This window comes from Kitasatospora atroaurantiaca (assembly GCF_007828955.1).
Classification (GTDB): domain Bacteria; phylum Actinomycetota; class Actinomycetes; order Streptomycetales; family Streptomycetaceae; genus Kitasatospora; species Kitasatospora atroaurantiaca.
This window is the reverse complement of record NZ_VIVR01000001.1, coordinates 1,947,654-1,965,071: the sequence shown is the minus strand read 5'-3', so window position 1 is coordinate 1,965,071 and position 17,418 is coordinate 1,947,654. Positions and strand designations below refer to the sequence as shown.

Genomic DNA, 17,418 nt, shown 5'->3' with positions numbered 1-17,418 from the left:
GACCGATTCACAGGAGCTCTCCGCTTGAACGCCGCGCCCGCCGACCAGATCCGCCTGCTCGACCTGCAGGCCATCGACTCCCGCCTCGACCAGCTGGCCCACCGGCGCCGCAGCCTGCCCGAGCACGCCGAGATCGAGAAGGCCACCGCCGACCACACCGCCCTGAAGTCCCTGGTGGTCGCCGCCGACGCCCAGCTCGGTGACACCACCCGCGAGCTCACCAAGGCCGAGCAGGACGTCGAGCAGGTCCGTGCCCGCTCCGCCCGGAACCAGCAGCGGCTGGACTCCGGAGCGGTCACCTCGCCCAAGGACCTGGAGAACCTCCAGCACGAGATCGGCTCGCTGGCCAAGCGCCAGTCCGACCTGGAGGACGTCGTCCTGGAGGTCATGGAGCGCCTGGAGTCCGCCAACACCCGGGTCACCGAGCTGACGGCCCGTCTGGACCACTCCACCGTCGTGCTCAAGGAGGCCGAGGAGCGCCGCGCCGCGTCCTTCGCCGAGATCGACGCCGAGGTGGCGAAGGTCAAGCGCGACCGTGAGGCCGTCGTCGCCGTCATCCCGGCCGACCTGCTGAAGCTGTACACCCGCCTGCGCGAGCAGCAGGGCGGCGTCGGGGCGGCCCGCCTGTACCAGCGGCGCTGCGAGGGCTGCCAGGTGGAGTTCGCCATCACCGACCTGAACGCGATCAAGGCCGAGCCCAAGGACGCGGTCGTCCGCTGCGAGAACTGCGGGCGCATCCTCGTCCGCACCGCCGACTCGGGCGTCTGAGCCGATGGCGGGGCGGAGGTTCATCGTCGAGGCGGACGGGGGGTCCCGGGGCAACCCGGGGCCGGCCGGCTACGGCGCGGTGGTCCGTGACGGCGACACCGGCCAGATCATCGCCGAGGCCGCCGAGTTCATCGGGCACGCCACCAACAACGTGGCCGAGTACAAGGGTCTGATCGCGGGACTGCGGGCGGCCCACGAGCTGGACCCGGACGCCGGTGTCGACGTGCGGATGGACTCCAAGCTGGTCGTCGAGCAGATGTCGGGCCGCTGGAAGATCAAGCACCCCGACATGCAGCCGCTGGCCGCCGAGGCGCGCACCGTCCTCCCGCGCTCCCAGGTGACGTACACCTGGATCCCGCGCGAGAAGAACAAGGACGCGGACCGGCTGGCCAACGAGGCGATGGACGCCGGCAAGGCGGGCAGGCAGTGGGAGCCGAAGGCCCGTCCCGTCCCGGCCGCCCCCGTCGAGGAGGCCTTGCTCGAGCCGGCCGCGCCCAAGGCCGGCTGGGCCGCGCCCGCCGACCTGGGCACGCCCACCACCTTCGTCCTCCTCCGCCACGGTGAGACCCCGCTGACACCGGAGAAGCGTTTCTCCGGCAGCGGCGGAACCGACCCGGCGCTGTCGGAGAAGGGGAAGTGGCAGGCGGCCCGGGCCGCCGAGGCGCTCGCCGCGCGCGGCACCGTGCAGGCCATCGTCAGCTCCCCGATGCAGCGCACCCGGCAGACCGCCGAGGCGGTGGCGATCAGGCTCGGCCTGGAGGTGCGGATCGAGGAGGGGCTGCGCGAGCTGGACTTCGGCGACTGGGAGGGGCTGACCTTCGCCGAGGTGCAGGAGCGCCACCCGGACGACCTGGCGGCCTGGCTCCGTTCGGCCAAGGCCAAGCCGACCGGCGGGAGCGAGAGCTTCACCACCCTCACGCACCGGATCGGCGTCGCCCGCGACAAGATCCTCGCCAGGCATCCGGGCAAGACGGTGCTGGTGGTCTCGCACGTCAGCCCGATCAAGACGCTGGTCCGGCTGGCGCTCGGGGCTCCGCCGGACTCGCTGTACCGGATGGAGCTGTCGGCCGCGTCCTTCTGCGCCGTCCAGTACTACGCGGACGGGAACGCCTCGCTGCGGTTGCTCAACGACACGAGCCACTTGCGCTGACGGCTTCTGGCGTACGGCTGAGAGCTGACGGTTGACAGTTGACGGCGGGTCGGGGATTCCCGGCCCGCCGTCAGATGTCGGATATCAACTGACAGATTTCAGATTCTGTCAGCGCGCTCGGCGTCAGTGAACGACGTCAGCTGAACGGGGTCAGCTGAACGACGTCAGTGAACGTCCGTCACCACAACATCCAGCTGCCAAGGCTTCCGCGCCGACCCCGCCGCCGAAACCTCCACCCGGTACCCCAGCCCCAGCAGCACATCCACCAGCTCACCCGGCGAACCCGGCTCCGCCCCCGCGATCAGCAGGTCACGCACCAGCCGCCCCTTCGTCGCCTTGTTGAAGTGGCTCACCACCGAGCGCTTCAGCACCCCGTCCACCTCGCGCTCCTGCAGCACCCGCACGGTCGCCGTACGCGCCGCCACCTCACCCGACGGCTTCCAGGCGGCCGCGTACGCGGAGCTCCGCAGATCCAGCACCAGCCCGTCGGCGATGCCCGGCAGCACCGACTCCATCTCCCGCCGCCAGTACGCCCCGAGCGCGCCCAGCGGCGGCAGCTTCACCCCCATCGAGCAGCGGTACGGCGGAATCCGGTCGCCGATCCGCACCGCACCCCACAGGCCCGAGAACACCAGCAGCGACCGCTCCGCCCGCTCGTACGCGGCCTCGTCCAGCTTTGCCAGCCCCAGCGCGTCGAACAGCACCCCGGTGTACACCTCGCCCGCCGGCAGCGCCCCGGCCGTCCGCAGCCCGGCGTTGCGGGCCACCTCGCCGCGCAGCCCCTTGCTCAGTCCGAGCACCTGCTGCGCCGTGTCCACGTCGCCCGAGCACAGCTCGACCAGCGTGCTCAGCACCGTCTCCCGAGCCGCGGACAGCCCGGGCAGCGAGAGCTCCCCGAGCGCCAGCGGCACCCCGGCCTCGGACGGGGCCTTGCCCTCCGACGGCGGCAACAGCACCAGCACAGCGCACTCCTCAACACTTTGTGGCAGCGAACGCTGCCACTTTACGCGCCCCCTCCCGCACCCCCGCCCTCACGCACCCCCCGCCCGGGGTCACCGAGGCTGCTTGCGCGCCAGCAGAAAGGCCTGCGGCGTCCTCTCCGGAAACTCGCCGTCGACGTCGCGCTCGCGCAGCAGCCGAGCCCGCACGGCCAGCCCGGCCTCGCTCAGCAGCTCGGCGACCCGGTCCGGCTGCCGCCGATGGAAGTCGAGCGAGATCGCGTGACCGAACGCCTCCGTCACGTGCCACGGCTCCTCGCCGACCTGGAAGGCGAGCTGCACGTAGCCGCCCGGAGCCAGCACCCGGTGGAATTCGGCGAAGACCTCCGGCAGCCGCTCGTCCGGGACATGGATGATCGAGTACCAGGCCATGAGGCCGCCGAGGGAGCCGTCCGGCAGGTCCAGTGCCAGCATCGAACCCACGTCGAACCGCAGACCCGGGTGCGCCTGCCGGGCCACCGCGATCATCTGCGGCGACAGGTCGATCCCGAACACCGACAGGCCCAGGCCGTCCAGATGCGCCGTCACTCGGCCGGTACCGCAGCCGACGTCGGCGACCGGTCCGGCACCGGCGGCCAGCACGAGTTCGGCGAACCCGGCGAGCATCGCCCGCTCCAGCGGCTTGGCCCCCAGTTCGTCACGGAAGCGTCCGGCGTAGTCGGCGGCCACGGCGTCGTAGGAGGCCCGGGTCATGCTCAGGAAGTCCGGTTCGGTCACGGTCGAGCACCCTACCCGCGACCGCCCGGTCCCGGGCCTGATCCGGCCACAGCCGCCGGAGCCCTCACTCGCCCCCGGCCGCCACCACCGCGGCCCCCGCCCCCAGGGCGAGGCACAGCGGCGAGTAGTACCGCCGGTCCAGCCGCGCGAAGCGCTCCGTCCGCGTGATCCGCCGCCCGGACCCCTCCGGGCCGAACAGCAGCAGACCGCCCACACCCCGCGCCAGCAGCACCCCCGCCACCGCGCCCGTACCCACTGCTCGCAGGCGACGCGGTCCGGCTGCCGGCAGCACCCCCGCGCGGGCACCCACCAGGTACGAGGCCGCGCCCAGCGCCACCGCCACCTCCGCACACATCGCCGGTGTCGGCAGCCGGTCCACGCCGACCCCGACCACGGCGTCCGCGAACTCCGCCGGGCTGCTCAACGGCCACTGCGTCCGCATCCACGCCGCGTGCAGCACCCCGATCGCCCCCAGAGCCCCCGCCACCACCGCGCCGGTCGCCCTGAGCGCACTCGCCCCGACCGGACTCGTCCTGACCGCACTCGCGTTGACCGCACCGGCCCTGACCGCACTCGTGCCGATCACGCTCACGTCGATCGCACTCATGGTCAACCCCCCTCCGCAGAAACCCGGTTCGCCACGATCACCCTACGGCCCGGCCCAGCAGGCCACCCGCCCCGCCCCGCCGTACGCTGCGACCATGCCGCGCCGACACCTGAGCGTCAGAGCCGCCGACACCGCCCGGATCAACGCCGAGCTCGCCGAGCTGCGCACCCGTCTGGAACTCCGGGCCGACTGGCCCGACGAGGTGCTCGCCGAGGCCGACCGGGCGGCCGGCGTGCCCAGGCTGCCCGAGTTCGATGCCACCGACCTGCCGCTGTTCACCCTCGACCCGCCCGGTTCCATGGACCTCGACCAGGCCATGCACCTCACCCGGCGCGACAGCGGCTACCGGGTCCACTACGCCATCGCCGACGTGGCCGCCTTCGTCCGCCCCGGCGGCGCGATCGACACCGAGTCCCACCGCCGGGTCCAGACCCTCTACTTCCCGGACACCCGCATCCCGCTCCACCCCGCCCGGCTGTCCGAGGCCGCCGCCAGCCTGCTCCCGGGCGAGCTGCGCCCGGCCCTGCTCTGGCAGATCGACCTGGATGCGGACGGTGCCGTCGTGCTCGCCGACGTCCGGCGCGCCCAGGTCCGATCGCGCCGCCGCCTCGACTACGAGGGCGTCCAGGGCGTACTCGACGCCGGTGCGGCCGACGAGCAGCTCCGGCTCCTCGCCGAGATCGGCCGACTGCGCGAGGCCCAGGAACAGGCCCGCGGCGGCGTCAGCCTGCCCATCCCCGAGCAGGAGGTCGAGCCCGTCGACGGCGGCTACCGGCTCGCCTACCGCGCCCCGCGTCCCGCCGACGGCTGGAACGCCCAGATCTCCCTGCTCACCGGCATGGCCGCGGCCGACCTGATGCTCGACGCCGGAGTCGGTCTGCTCCGCACCCTCCCCGGCGCACCCGAGTCCGCGTACGCCCGGCTGCGCCGCGTCGCCCGGGCGCTGGAGGTGGACTGGCCGGACGCCATGCCGTACCCGGAGTTGATCCGCTCGCTCGACCCCGCGCGCGCCAACAACGCCGCCTTCCTCAACGAGTGCACCGGCCTGCTGCGCGGCGCCGGCTACCACGCCTTCGACACCGCCCGGGGCGTGCTGCCCCCGGCCGACCCCGGGCACGCCGCCCTCGCCGCGCCGTACGCGCACTGCACCGCGCCGCTGCGCCGGCTGGCCGACCGGTACGCGCAGGAGATCTGTGTGGCGATCGCCGGGGGAGCCGACATCCCGCTGTGGGTGAGCGAGGCGCTGCTGGGTGTCCCCGCGCTGATGGAGAGCGGTGACCGCCGGGCGCACGAGGTCGAGCGGGCCTGCGTCGACCTGGTCGAGGCCGAGCTGCTGCGCGGACGCGAGGGCGAGCGCTTCGACGCCGTGGTGATCGACATCGACGAGCGCAAGCCCGTCAACGGCACTGTCCAGCTGCGCGAGCCGGCCGTGGTCGCCAAGTGCGACGGCACCACCGAACTCCCGCTCGGCGAACGGATCCGCGTCCGCCTGACCAAAGCGGACCCGGCCACCCGGACGGTCCGCTTCGCGCCCGTCTGAGATGATCTGTCGGTGAGCGAACCGACAGCACCGTCCACCCGCCGGCGGCGGCTGCTGGTCCTCGCGATCTGCTGCCTCAGCCTGTTCATCGTCGGCCTGGACAACACCGTGGTGAACATCGCGCTGCCGTCGATCCAGCAGGAGCTCCACGCCCCCGCCTCCGGGCTGCAGTGGATCATCGACGCGTACACGCTGGTGCTCGCCTCGCTGCTGATCCTCTCCGGTTCGGTCGCCGACCGGATCGGCCGTCGGCGCGTGTTCCGGGCCGGGCTGCTGCTCTTCGTCCTCGGCTCGCTGCTGTGCAGCCTGGCGCCGAGCCTGGAGTGGCTGATCGCCTTCCGGGCGCTGCAGGCGGTGGGCGGATCGATGCTGAACCCCGTCGCGATGTCGATCATCACCAACACCTTCACCGACCCGCGTGAGCGCGCCCAGGCGATCGGCGTCTGGGGCGGCGTGGTCGGGATAAGCATGGCGCTCGGTCCGCTGATCGGCGGCTTCCTGGTGAACGGCGCGGGGTGGCCGTCGATCTTCCTGATCAACGTCCCGGTGGGCCTGGCCGCCTGCGCCCTGACGTTCCGTCACATTCCCGAGTCGCGCGCCCCCAGGCCCCGGCGGCTCGACCCGGTCGGCCAGGTACTGATGGTGCTGCTGCTCGGCGCCGGCACCGCCGTGATCATCGAGGGCCCGGGGCACGGCTGGACGTCGCCGGGGATCCTGCTGCTCGCGGGCGTCGCCGCGGCGGCCCTGCTCGCCCTTCCCTGGTGGGAGCTGCGCACCGCCGAGCCCCTCATCGACCCGAGGTTCTTCCGCAGCGTGCCGTTCACCGGCGCCACCCTCACCGCCGTCTGCGCTTTCGCCGCGCTCGGCGGCTTCCTCTTCCTCAACACCCTCTACCTGCAGGACGTCCGCCACTACAGCCCCGTCGAGGCCGGGCTCTGGACGTTGCCCATGGCGGGACTGACGCTGATCTGCGCCCCGCTGTCCGGGCGCATCGTCGGACGGCGCGGGCCGCGCGGGCCGCTGCTGGTCGCGGGCGCGGCGCTCGCCGCCAGCGGCCTCCTGCTCACCCGGCTCGCCACCGACTCCCCGGCCGGGCTGCTCCTGCTCGCGTACGCGCTCTTCGGGCTGGGCTTCGGGACGGTGAACGCGCCGATCACCAACGCGGCCGTCTCCGGGATGCCGAACTCCCGCGCCGGGGTGGCGGCCGCAGTGGCCTCGACGAGCCGTCAGGTCGGCCAGTCGCTCGGCGTCGCCGTGTTGGGCACCGTCGTCACCACGGCCGTGACCGGCCCGATGGCCACCGGCTTCGCGCAGGCGAGCCACGGCGGCTGGTGGATCATGACGGGCCTCGGCGTGGTCGTCCTGCTCCTCGGACTGGTCACCACCACGGCCTGGGCGGCCCGTACGGCCTTCGCGGTCGCCCTCCGCATCGACCCGGAGCGCAGCCGCCAGCCCGCCTAGCCGGTACGGGATGCACCCGCCGAGCGGCTACGATGACCAGTACGGCGGACGAGCCGGCCGGGCGGTCGCGTCGGGTCCCTTCGGGGGCTCGCCGAGGAACGTCCGGGCTCCACAGAGCAGGGTGGTGGGTAACGCCCACCCGGGGTGACCCGCGGGACAGTGCCACAGAAAACAGACCGCCGGCGGCTTCGGCCGCAGGTAAGGGTGAAACGGTGGTGTAAGAGACCACCAGCGACCGAGGTGACTCGGCCGGCTCGGTAAACCCCACTCGGAGCAAGGTCAAGATCGGCGCCCTCGGGCGCCGTGCGCGGATGTTCGAGGGCTGCTCGCCCGAGTCCGCGGGTAGACCGCACGAGGCTGTCGGCAACGGCAGCCCTAGATGGATGGCCGCCTCCCCGGGCCGCGCAAGCAACCCGGGAGACAGAACCCGGCGTACAGGCCGCCTCGTCCGCCCCCACCTGGGACTTCTTCCCGGAAAGGGCCTCCGACTGCGTCGGAGGCCCTTTCCGATCTTTCAGGGGCTCGTCCCGTCAGGTGGCAAGACCTCCCTCGAAAGTCCCTCGGACAGAGCCGAAGGTCCAATGGCTCCGGCCGGGGCGGGGGCCGGGGCTACGATCGGCGCCGGGGAACCGAGCGGGGGGCAGCATGGGGGTGTGGTCGCCGGGCAGGCACGGCGCGGAGCAGCGTGCCGTGTACGGCGCGATGGTGGTCGAGTGGGTCGCGTCGCTGATGCCGCCGGACCTGCGCTACCGGGCGTTCGCCGAGCTGGGCGACCTGCTCGCGGCCGCGGCCGACGTGCACCCGAAGATGCGCCGCCGCCGGACGGCGGACCCGGCCGACGGCGCGGAGGACCGGATCGGCGCGCTGCGCGCGGCCGGCCCGGTGCTGGACGGCGACGCGATCCTCCCGCCCGCGCGGCCGAGGGCGTGCTGCGGCTACCGGCCCGGGAGTACCCGGTGCACCTGATCCTCGACCGTCTCCAGCAGGCGGGCGTCCCACCGCGCGAGCTGTTCGCGGGCTGGGCGTTCCAGACCTTCCTCCGCACCGGCGCGGTCCGCGCCTGGCTGTACGGCCTGCACGAACGCCTCGACCGGGACACCGATCACTCGGCGCACCACGACGTCGGTCTGCGCCGTCTGCTCGCCCGCCACAGGCCGCCACGGCCCGCTTTGGCGGACCCGGTCGCCGCGCTGCGCCGCTGCCTTGGGCCGGTCGAGGCCCAGGCCGTCCTGGACGCTGCGTACGGCGACACCGCGGCGCCGCCCTGGCCCGAGCTGGTCCGCGCCCACGCGGCCGAGCCGCTGCCCGGGCCGGTCCTGTGCGCGCTGGCCGCCCGCCCCGGCTTCCCCGACGCCCTGGCCGGTGCGCTGCCGCCCGACCAGCTGTTCTGGCTGTCCGCCCAGAGCCCGGCGGCCGCCCGTACGGCGCTCGCGAGCATCGCCGACCCGGCGGTCCCGCGGATCGTGATCGACCGTGTCCGAACCGCGAAGGTCCTCGACGACAGGACGGTGCTCACCGCGATCCGCCCGGCCCATGAGGCCCTCGGCCACGGGCGCGGCCTGCCCGGGAGCTCCCCGGCCCGCGACGCCTGGGCCGACCTCTGCGCCGACCTGGCCGAGGAGGCCGCCGTGGGCGCGGCCCCGGGCTTCTGGCGCAGACTGGCCGAGCTCCTCCCGGAATTCGACGGCACGCTGCCCGAACTGCTCGCCGCCGCCGGGCCCGGCCCGGTGACGCCGTAGGGCCGCTTGGGCTCAGCCGTCGGGCGGTCGGGCTTGCTGGGCATTCGGCTGTGGTGCTCGACCGGGTTCTCGATACCGAGCGTCCAGAACTGAGAAGTCCCTGGCGGGCTGGACGGAGCGTCCAGACCTCATCGGGGCCGTGACGGTGAGGCGGCGCTCGTACATGCCGATGAAACGCGTGCCGGGTCAGGGCGCACGGCAGCTTGTGCCCCGCCTCGGTGCGCACTTCCTCCAGGCCCTTGGTCAGGGAGCCGAGTTGGTGCCGGAGCAGGGGGTGGACGGCCTGCTTGGACTCGGGCAGGGCGAAAACCTGCCACAGGTGGGAGTTCAGTGCTCCCGCGGAATCGGCGGTGGCCGCCGTCCGGTTGATGGGGTCGTGGTGGAGGTCGAGCTGGGGAACGGTGATGAACGTCCCGGTTATGGTCAGCAGGCTCAGGGAGCTTCTCCGGACTAAGACCCAACTGAGGCGACCGCATATTGGGTTGCCGCCGGCCAGTCCGGCCGGATAGGAAGCTCGCATGCTAAGAGGCAGCAAGGTCGGGCTCAGGGCCCGGTACGAGGACGACATCCCGATCCTGCGGGCCGAGCTCTATGACGACGTGGTCAACTCCTCGCGGGCCGAAGGCGGGCCGTGGCGGCCGATCACGCCCGGCGCGAAGGATCCGCGGCTCGTGGTGGACGACAAGGAGCAGGGGCGCGTCCCGTTCTCCGTGGTGGAGCTGGAGGGCGGCACGCTGGTCGGCACCGCGGTGCTGTGGGGCATCGACAACCACAACCGGTCCGCGCACATCGGGCTGGGGCTGCTGCCGTCCTCCCGCGGCAAGGGCTACGGCACCGACGTGGTCGCGGCGCTGTGCCACTACGGTTTCGTCGTGCGCGGCCTGCAGCGGCTGCAGATCGAGACGCTGTCGGACAACGCCGCGATGCTGCGCTCCGCCGAGCGCAACGGCTTCGTCCGCGAGGGCGTGCTGCGCTCCTCGGCCTGGGTGATGGGCGAGTTCCTGGACGAGGTGCTGCTCGGGCTCCTCGTCCAGGACTGGAAGCCGGACTCGAAGGTCTAGGTTGCCGTCCGACCGTCAAAGGCGGGCCCCCGAGCAGACATAGACGGCCCAGGGATGGCTGCCGCCGCCTCCACAGGCGCTACAAGCGCGCAGAGCTGAGCACTTCCTGGCCTTCGTCCGCATCGCCAGCGCGCCGGGCGAGGAATGCGCCCCGGCTCGGTGTGTCCTCCCGTGGTCCGGTCAACGACTCAGTGCCGGCTGCCGGCCGCCCGCGCAGGCGGGGGCGGTGATCTCCCTGCCCGCGCCGGGACACGGAGGAAGCGTCAGTTCCATGCTCACCGATCCAGGTTGGACGACGGGTCGGTCGGCGCGAGCGGGTAGGAGACGAGGGCGTGGCTGCCAGGGCTGTGGAGGCAGCGGGGCCGGCGGGGCGGGTGGCACGCGGGCCGGTCGGCCGTGTCACCCGGCGTGCTGCTTTCGGAAGTCCTGTACATGACGTATGCGCAGAAGGCGCACAGCACCTGACGGAATTTCCTTCGCGGGCCGCCCGCCGGGCCGCGGGCGCAGCTCTGTCCGTGCAGGTCAAAGGCATGATCTGCCCATGGGAATTGACCGCTGAGCCGTGCGAAGAAGTCGTCACCATCCGGTGGACGGGCGCTGCGCCTCGGCGCGTTGCCGCACCGAAACGTCCACCGAAACACCACGCGGGCCGGGTGGTCTGACGACCTGTCGGTGTGGTTTTATTTTCGACACACGGGAGTTGTAAAAAACAGGTTCCTGGCTTTCGGTCATCAGGCGACCGTTGAACCGGCCGGATCGGCTTCCCGTCGAGTCGGTCGACACCGCCCAGGAACACCCAAAGCAACGAAGGGAAACGCAATTCATGCGTAAGGACTTCACGTCTCAGGTCGAGACCCGCGAGATCTCCGACAGCGACCTGGACAACATTTCCGGCGGTATCGCCTCGGCCCGCGTCTCGGCCCTCGGCGTGGGCGCCGGCGCCGGTGTCGGCGACGTCGTCGGGACTGTCGAGTCCATTCTGCCTGTCGGCCAGGTCACCGGCCTCGTCGGCCAGGTCACCGGCCTTGCTTCGGTGCAGACCGTCGGTCTCGGTCTCTGACGAAGACATTTGCTACGAGGTGTCATAGCCGCGAGCAGTTCTCAACCTACCGGTACATATAAAAATAATCCCAAGTGGGTTGGGCCATGGGCCCCGGAACTCCTCCGTTCCGGGGTCCATGAAGGCATGCCAGGAAATGCCGTGGAATGCCGTGGCATACCATTCCCTGGCATGTCGTCAGTCCGAGGCTGCCGGTGGGCGGGTGTCTTCGCGCCTCGGCGCTTGTGTTACGGTCATGCACCGCTGTGCCCGACCGATGACGAATGCAGTTGAAGGAATAGTTCCGTGCAGTTGCAGTTCCGGCAGAAGGCGCTTTCCAAGCTGCAATCGCCTGAAGAGCTCGACGTGCCGGTGCGGTTCGCCCGGCCGCAGGGCCGGCTCGTGCTGGCTGTGACGGCCGTCGTCATGGCCGCCGCGTGCTTCTGGGCCGTGACCGGCTCGGTGGCGTCCGAGCTGAGCGCACCCGGGATCCTGACCCACGCGGAGGGCAGTTACGTCCTGCAGAGCCCGGTCGCGGGCCAGGTCACCGCGGTCCTCTCCAAGGAGGGTGAGCTACTGCCGGGCGGTGCACCGCTGTTGACCGTCCGTACGGAGCAGAGGACCGAGACCGTACGCACGGTGGCGGCGGGCCGGGTGACCGCTCTGCTCGCGAAGATCGGTGCCGTGGTCGCCACCGGCGCGGATCTGGCGACCGTGGAGCGAATCGACCGGCCCGATGACCCGCTGGTGGCGGTGCTGTACGCGCCGGGCGGCAACGGCTCGACGATCCCGGTGGGTTCGCCGGTGGATCTGACGGTCCAGTCGGTCCCGGCACAGCAGTTCGGTGTGCTGCGGGGCCACGTCCTGGCGGTCGGGCGGGTACCCGAGACGCGGCAGCAGATCGCCGGCTTCCTCGGGGACAGCCAGCTGGGCGAGCAGTTCTCCGCGCAGGGCCAACCGGTCGCGGTCGTGGTCCAGTTGGACAAGTCGGCCGGTACGAAGTCCGGGTACGCGTGGTCGTCGGCGAGCGGGCCGCCGTACGCGATCGGTTCCACGACCTTGGTCAGCGGCGCCATCCACCTGGCCGCGCAGCATCCGATCGATTGGGTCCTTCCGTGACCGCGCAACACGATCCCGCGGCCACAGGGCAGATACCCGGGCGTCGGCGGCACCGCCCGAGCCCGCCGGACGCCGGACGGCGCCGCGCGAGCCGGGCGAGGAGGCCCGAGCCGGCGAGGAAGGGAAAGAAGCAGAAGACCGTCCGCAGCCCCACCGTGCTCCAGATGGAAGCCGTGGAGTGCGGTGCCGCCGCACTGGCCATGGTGCTCGGCCACTACGGCCGGCACGTACCGCTCGAAGAGCTGCGGATCGCCTGCGGCGTGTCACGCGACGGCTCCAGGGCCAGCAACCTGCTCAAGGCGGCGCGCGGGTACGGCCTCACGGCCAAGGGCATGCAGATGGAGTCGGCAGCCCTGGCCGAGGTGCGGGCGCCGGCCATCCTGTTCTGGGAGTTCAACCACTACGTCGTCTTCGACGGGATGGGGCGGCGCTTCGGCCGTCGGGGCGCGTACGTCAACGATCCGGCCCGGGGCCGCCGATTCGTGTCGCCCGAGGACTTCGACTCCAGTTTCACGGGCGTGGTGCTGACCTTCGAGCCCGGCGACGGGTTCCGCCGAGGCGGCCGGAAGCCGGGGACGATGAGCGCCCTGCCGGCGCGGCTGCGCGGCACGACGGGGACGATGCTGGCGGCTCTGATCGCCAGCTTCCTCCTCGTCCTCGTCGGCGTGGCGGTACCGGCCGTGAACCGTACCTACATCGACTCCTTCCTCTTCGGCAGTCAGACGTCGCTGCTGCCGGTGCTCTTCGCCGCGATGGCCGCCACGGTGGTGCTGACCGGCGTGCTGACCGGGCTGCAGCAGGCGAATCTGCTGCGCGGGCGCATCATCGCGTCCACGCTGAGCAGTGCCCGGTTCCTGCGGCATCTGCTCAGGCTGCCGGTCGCGTTCTTCACCCAGCGCAGCCCGGCCGACCTCGTCCAGCGCCTGCAGTCCAACGAGACGGTGGCCGAGACCCTGGCCAGGGACCTCGCCGCGGCCGCCGTGGACGCGGTGGTCGTGATCCTGTACGCCGGCCTGCTGTGGACCTACGACCCGCAGTTGACCGTGATCGGGGTACTGATCGCGCTGCTCAACGTGGTGGCGCTGCGGGTGGTGGTCCGTATCCGCGGCACCGGTGTCCAGAAACTTCGCGCGGACAGCGCCCGGCTCACCAACACCTCCTACACCGGGCTCCAGCTGATCGAGACGATGAAGGCCACCGGAGGCGAGAACGGGTACTTCCGCCGCTGGGCCGGCCAGCACGCCGTCACCCTGGACGGACAGCAGCGACTTGGTGTGCCGAGCGCGGTGCTGGCCGTCGTCGCGCCCACGCTCGCGGTGCTCAACAGCGCGCTGATCCTCCTGATCGGCGGACTGCGGGCGGTGGAGGGCCATATCTCGATCGGCCTGCTCGTGGCCTTCCAGGCACTGGTGACCAGCTTCAGCGCTCCGGTCACCCGGCTGAACGGTGTGGCCGGCCGGATTCAGGACTTCGCGGCCGACGTGGCCCGGCTCAAGGACGTCGAGAGCTTCCCGGTGGACCAGCGCTACTCGCGGCGCGAGCCGGCCGCGAGCACGCGCCGACTCAGGGGGCATGTGACGCTGGACGGCGTCACCTTCGGCTACAGCCCGCTCGACCGACCACTGCTCACCGACTTCTCGCTCTCGGTCGGACCGGGCCGGCAGGTCGCGCTCGTGGGCGGATCCGGCAGCGGCAAGTCCACCGTGTCCCGGCTGATCTCGGGTCTCTACACGCCGTGGGAGGGAGAGATCCGCATCGACGGGCAGCGGCTCGACGAGATCTCCCGCAGCTCGCTGTCCGCCTCGGTCTCGTTCGTCGACCAGGACGTCTTCCTCTTCGAGGGCACGGTCCGCGACAACGTGGCCCTGTGGGATCCGTCGATACCGGACGAGGCCGTCGTCGCCGCCCTCAAGGACGCCGCCGTCCACGACGTGGTCGCCAGGCGTCCCGGCGGTATTCACAGCCGGGTGGAGCAGGACGGCCGGAACTTCTCCGGTGGTCAGCGCCAGCGGCTGGAGATCGCCCGGGCGCTGGTCCGCGGGCCGAGCGTCCTGGTCCTCGACGAGGTGACCAGTGCGCTGGACGCGGAGACCGAGCAGGTGATCATCGACAACCTGCGGCGCCGTGGCTGTGCGTGTGTGGTGATCGCGCACCGGCTGAGCACGGTCCGCGACAGCGACGAGATCGTCGTTCTGGACCACGGAACGGTCGTGGAGCGCGGGCGGCACGAGGACCTGGTCGCCGCCGGGGGGCCGTACGCCGAGCTGGTCAGGGAGCACTGACGTGACATCCGTTCACCCTCAGGCGGCCACCGGCGCCTGGCCCGGCGACCTGGTGGTCGGTGCCATGGGCGGCCTGGGCATGCCGGTCGACTGCGCGAGCACGCGCAGCCTGCCGCTGGAAGGGCCCCACGTGCTGTGGCTGGTCGTGGACGGCGCGATGGACCTGTTCGCGGTCGACGCCGTCAGCCAAGGGCGTTGGCACTTCCTCGGCCGGCTCGAGACGGGGACCGTGCTGCTCGGTCCCGTCGACGGCTCGCAGCACACGCTGGTCGGCAGGCCCCTGCAGGGGTGCGTGCTGCGCCGGATCCAGCTCCGCGAGCTCTTCAAGCCCGAGTACTCGTACGACAACCAGGCCGGCTACTACCAGGAGAGCTACCAGGCCGGCTACCACCACCAGGCCGGCTTCCACCAGCAGGAGGTGCTCAGCCCGCTGGAGGACGCCTTCGCCCGCGGCGTCGGACGCGGCCTGCGCGTCCTCTTCGAAACGCCCGTGGACGGCGGCCCGCTGGGGCAGGGCCGGGAAGCGGCCGACGACGACATCCCGTGGATGTCGGTGGCCCCCGGCAGCCTGCAGTACGGCGCCGCGTTCAGCCCGGAGTGGGCGAGCGAGCTGCTCATCGACGGCGCGCTGTGGCAGCGCATGGTCAACCAGCAGACCCGGCTGCTGTTCGCGCTCGACCGCTGGATCGAACAGCTCGAGCGTGCTCACGAGGACCGGACGGCAGCCGGCATCAAGGCCGGTGAGGCCGTCCGCGCCCAGGCGGACCAGGCGCTGCTGGCCTCCATCAGCAGGTCGGGGAGAGCCAGGGCCGGCCGGGCCACGGGGGACGACGACGCGACCCTCGCCGCCTGCCGCCTGGTGGCGGCCGCGGCCGGGATCACGGTCACGGCGCCCACCGAGAGCGGCACGGCGAACGACCGGTTGAGTGCGGTCGAGCGCGTCGCGCTGAGCTCGCGGTTCCGTACCCGCGAGGTCAAGCTCACAGGGCGCTGGTGGCGGGAGAACGCCGGCCCGCTGGTCGGCCACCGTGCCAGGACCGGAGCCCCGGTCGCGCTGCTGTGGCGCCGCGGCGGGTACGAGGCGGTGAGCCCCACCACCGGTGGACGGTCGAGAATCAGTGCGGAGAACGCCGAGGACTTCGAGCCCCGCGCCGTCATGTTCTACCGCCCGCTGCCCGAACAGCCGCTTCCCGTATGGCGGTTGCTCCGCTTCAGCCTGCGTGGCACCCGGACGGACCTGCGCAGCCTGATCCTGGGCGGCCTGGTCGCGGTCGTCCTCGGGGCGATGGTGCCGATCGCGACCGGCCAGGTCCTCGGGGTCTACGTGCCGAACGCCGAGAACAGTCTCATCGTCCAGACCTCGCTGGCGATCGTGGCCACCACCGTCGTGTCCGCCGCCTTCATGCTGCTGGAGAACGTCTCCATCCTGCGCATGGAGGGTCGCATCGAAGCCACCCTGCAGCCGGCCGTCTGGGACCGGCTGCTGCGGCTGCCGACGAAGTTCTTCGCCGAGCGCTCCACCGGAGAGCTGGCCACCGCGGCGATGGGCATCAGTGCCATCCGCCGCGTGCTGTCCGGCATCAGCTCGGTGGCCGTACAGGCCGGCACGGTCGGCCTGGTGAACCTCGTGCTGCTGCTGTGGTTCAGCGTGCCGCTGGCCATGACGGCCCTCGCCATGCTGGTCGTCATCGGCGCGGTGTTCCTCGTGCTGGGTCTCTGGCAGTTGCGCTGGCAGCGCCGGTTGATCGTGCTCGGCAACAAGCTCAACAACCAGGCCTTCCAGACGCTGCGCGGACTGCCCAAGCTGCGCGTCGCCGCCGCCGAGAGCTTCGCCTACGCGGCCTGGGCACGTGAGTTCGCCCGCAGTCGGGAGATGCACCGGAGGGTGGGCCGGATCAAGAACCTGATCACCGTCCTCAATGCGGTCTATCTGCCGTCCTGCACGCTCATCATGTTCATGCTGCTGGCCGGCCCGGCCCGCGGGACCTTGTCGGCGAGCAGCTTCCTCACCTTCAACACCGCCGTGACGATGGTGCTGACCTCGGTCACCCAGCTCACCGGTGCGCTGCTCTCCGCTGCCTCCGTCCTCCCTCTCTACGAGCAGATCAAGCCGGTGCTCGACGAGGTCCCCGAGGTTCGCGGGGGCAGCACGGCGCCCGGGACCCTCTCCGGTGAGATCGAGGTCAAGGACCTCTCCTTCCGGTACGCCGAGGACGGGCCGCTGGTGCTCGACAAGGTCTCGTTCCGCGCGCTGTCGGGCGAGTTCGTGGCGATCGTCGGAGCCAGCGGCTGCGGCAAGTCGACCCTGCTCCGTCTGCTCATCGGCTTCGACCGGCCGGCCTCGGGCGGTGTGTTCTACGACGGCCAGGATCTGGCGGCCCTCGACCAGGCGGCCGTCCGCCGTCAGTGCGGAGTCGTCCTGCAGAACGCGCAGCCGTTCACCGGCTCGATCCTGGACTGCATCTGCGGCGCCGAGATGTTCTCGCCGGAAGAGGCGTGGGAGGCCGCCGAGATGGCCGGCCTGGCCGAGGACATCAAGCGGATGCCGATGGGCATGCACACCGTCCTCTCCGACGGCGGCGGCACCGTCTCCGGCGGACAGCGGCAGCGTCTGATGATCGCCCAGGCCCTGATCCGCCACCCGCGCATCCTGTTCTTCGACGAGGCCACCAGTGCCCTGGACAACGAGACCCAGCGCATCGTGATCGAGAGCACCCGCAAGCTGCGCTCCACCCGCATCGTGATCGCCCACCGGCTGTCCACCGTCATGGACGCGGACCGGGTGATCGTCATGGCGGACGGCCGCGTCGTCCAGCAGGGCCCGCCCGCCGAGCTCCTCGCCGACACCGGCGGGCTGTTCCACGAGCTCGTCCGGCGTCAGATCCGGTGAGCCGCCCCGACGCAGGCGGCGGGGCGAGGAGCAGGGCCGCGAGTGGG

Annotated in this window: 14 protein-coding genes and 1 other RNA gene; 12 read left to right on the top strand and 3 right to left on the bottom strand. The window is 71.8% G+C overall.

What is annotated here, in order from left to right:
• The first annotated feature begins 24 nt into the window (after positions 1 to 24).
• On the top strand, positions 25 to 768 hold the full coding sequence (locus tag FB465_RS08845; protein ID WP_145789221.1) for a zinc ribbon domain-containing protein: 744 nt from the start codon (positions 25 to 27) through the stop codon (positions 766 to 768).
• A gap of 4 nt (positions 769 to 772) precedes the next feature.
• The gene (locus tag FB465_RS08840; protein WP_145789219.1) at positions 773 to 1,918 is read left to right on the top strand and encodes a bifunctional RNase H/acid phosphatase; all 1,146 of its coding nucleotides are present in this window, start codon (positions 773 to 775) and stop codon (positions 1,916 to 1,918) included.
• A 164-nt stretch (positions 1,919 to 2,082) separates the two neighbouring features.
• On the opposite strand, the gene yaaA is transcribed toward FB465_RS08840, so the two are convergent.
• From yaaA to FB465_RS08825, 3 genes are all read right to left on the bottom strand, one after another.
• Positions 2,083 to 2,880, bottom strand: a complete 798-nt coding sequence (gene yaaA, locus FB465_RS08835) for a peroxide stress protein YaaA (RefSeq protein ID WP_145789218.1) — start codon at positions 2,878 to 2,880, stop codon at positions 2,083 to 2,085.
• 90 nt (positions 2,881 to 2,970) lie between these two features.
• Positions 2,971 to 3,633: a class I SAM-dependent DNA methyltransferase gene (locus tag FB465_RS08830; protein ID WP_145789216.1), complete on the bottom strand. Its 663-nt coding sequence runs from the start codon at positions 3,631 to 3,633 to the stop codon at positions 2,971 to 2,973.
• A 64-nt stretch (positions 3,634 to 3,697) separates the two neighbouring features.
• Positions 3,698 to 4,240 (bottom strand): DUF3995 domain-containing protein, encoded by a 543-nt coding sequence (locus FB465_RS08825; RefSeq protein ID WP_145789214.1) that lies wholly within the window; start codon positions 4,238 to 4,240, stop codon positions 3,698 to 3,700.
• 94 nt (positions 4,241 to 4,334) lie between these two features.
• On the opposite strand from FB465_RS08825, the gene FB465_RS08820 reads away from it, so the two are divergent.
• The 10 genes from FB465_RS08820 (at position 4,335) to FB465_RS08775 (ending at position 17,371) form a co-directional block, all read left to right on the top strand.
• On the top strand, positions 4,335 to 5,780 hold the full coding sequence (locus FB465_RS08820; RefSeq protein ID WP_145789213.1) for an RNB domain-containing ribonuclease: 1,446 nt from the start codon (positions 4,335 to 4,337) through the stop codon (positions 5,778 to 5,780).
• Positions 5,781 to 5,792: 12 nt separating this feature from the next.
• Positions 5,793 to 7,241 (top strand): MFS transporter, encoded by a 1,449-nt coding sequence (locus FB465_RS08815; protein ID WP_211785742.1) that lies wholly within the window; start codon positions 5,793 to 5,795, stop codon positions 7,239 to 7,241.
• 49 nt (positions 7,242 to 7,290) lie between these two features.
• Positions 7,291 to 7,692, top strand: an RNA gene (gene rnpB, locus FB465_RS08810) — RNase P RNA component class A.
• Positions 7,693 to 7,886: 194 nt separating this feature from the next.
• On the top strand, positions 7,887 to 8,207 hold the full coding sequence (locus FB465_RS08805; RefSeq protein ID WP_145789211.1) for a hypothetical protein: 321 nt from the start codon (positions 7,887 to 7,889) through the stop codon (positions 8,205 to 8,207).
• The gene (locus FB465_RS08800; protein ID WP_145789209.1) at positions 8,198 to 8,980 is read left to right on the top strand and encodes a serine/threonine-protein kinase; all 783 of its coding nucleotides are present in this window, start codon (positions 8,198 to 8,200) and stop codon (positions 8,978 to 8,980) included. Before FB465_RS08805 ends, FB465_RS08800 begins: the two co-directional genes overlap by 10 nt.
• 518 nt (positions 8,981 to 9,498) lie before the next feature.
• Entirely contained in the window at positions 9,499 to 10,041 is a 543-nt protein-coding gene (locus tag FB465_RS08795; RefSeq protein ID WP_145789207.1) for a GNAT family N-acetyltransferase, read from the top strand.
• Positions 10,042 to 10,864: 823 nt separating this feature from the next.
• Complete coding sequence (locus FB465_RS08790; RefSeq protein WP_145789205.1) at positions 10,865 to 11,101, top strand: hypothetical protein; 237 nt, start codon at positions 10,865 to 10,867, stop codon at positions 11,099 to 11,101.
• A gap of 291 nt (positions 11,102 to 11,392) precedes the next feature.
• Positions 11,393 to 12,199: an HlyD family efflux transporter periplasmic adaptor subunit gene (locus FB465_RS08785; RefSeq protein ID WP_145797226.1), complete on the top strand. Its 807-nt coding sequence runs from the start codon at positions 11,393 to 11,395 to the stop codon at positions 12,197 to 12,199.
• Positions 12,196 to 14,481 (top strand): NHLP family bacteriocin export ABC transporter peptidase/permease/ATPase subunit, encoded by a 2,286-nt coding sequence (locus FB465_RS08780; RefSeq protein ID WP_145789203.1) that lies wholly within the window; start codon positions 12,196 to 12,198, stop codon positions 14,479 to 14,481. The genes FB465_RS08785 and FB465_RS08780 overlap by 4 nt, the downstream gene beginning before the upstream one ends.
• Position 14,482: 1 nt before the next feature.
• Positions 14,483 to 17,371, top strand: coding sequence for an NHLP bacteriocin export ABC transporter permease/ATPase subunit (locus FB465_RS08775; RefSeq protein WP_425461153.1), 2,889 nt, complete (start codon positions 14,483 to 14,485; stop codon positions 17,369 to 17,371).
• The last annotated feature ends 47 nt before the right edge of the window (positions 17,372 to 17,418 follow it).

What these genes read in the sequence shown, in the direction of transcription:
- FB465_RS08840 (WP_145789219.1), top strand. Translation starts at nt 773, where the DNA reads ATGGCGGGGCGGAGGTTCATCGTCGAGGCGGACGGGGGGTCCCGGGGC.
- FB465_RS08825 (WP_145789214.1), bottom strand. Translation starts at nt 4,240, where the DNA reads ATGAGTGCGATCGACGTGAGCGTGATCGGCACGAGTGCGGTCAGGGCC.
- FB465_RS08820 (WP_145789213.1), top strand. Translation starts at nt 4,335, where the DNA reads ATGCCGCGCCGACACCTGAGCGTCAGAGCCGCCGACACCGCCCGGATC.
- FB465_RS08805 (WP_145789211.1), top strand. Translation starts at nt 7,887, where the DNA reads ATGGGGGTGTGGTCGCCGGGCAGGCACGGCGCGGAGCAGCGTGCCGTG.
- FB465_RS08795 (WP_145789207.1), top strand. Translation starts at nt 9,499, where the DNA reads ATGCTAAGAGGCAGCAAGGTCGGGCTCAGGGCCCGGTACGAGGACGAC.
- FB465_RS08790 (WP_145789205.1), top strand. Translation starts at nt 10,865, where the DNA reads ATGCGTAAGGACTTCACGTCTCAGGTCGAGACCCGCGAGATCTCCGAC.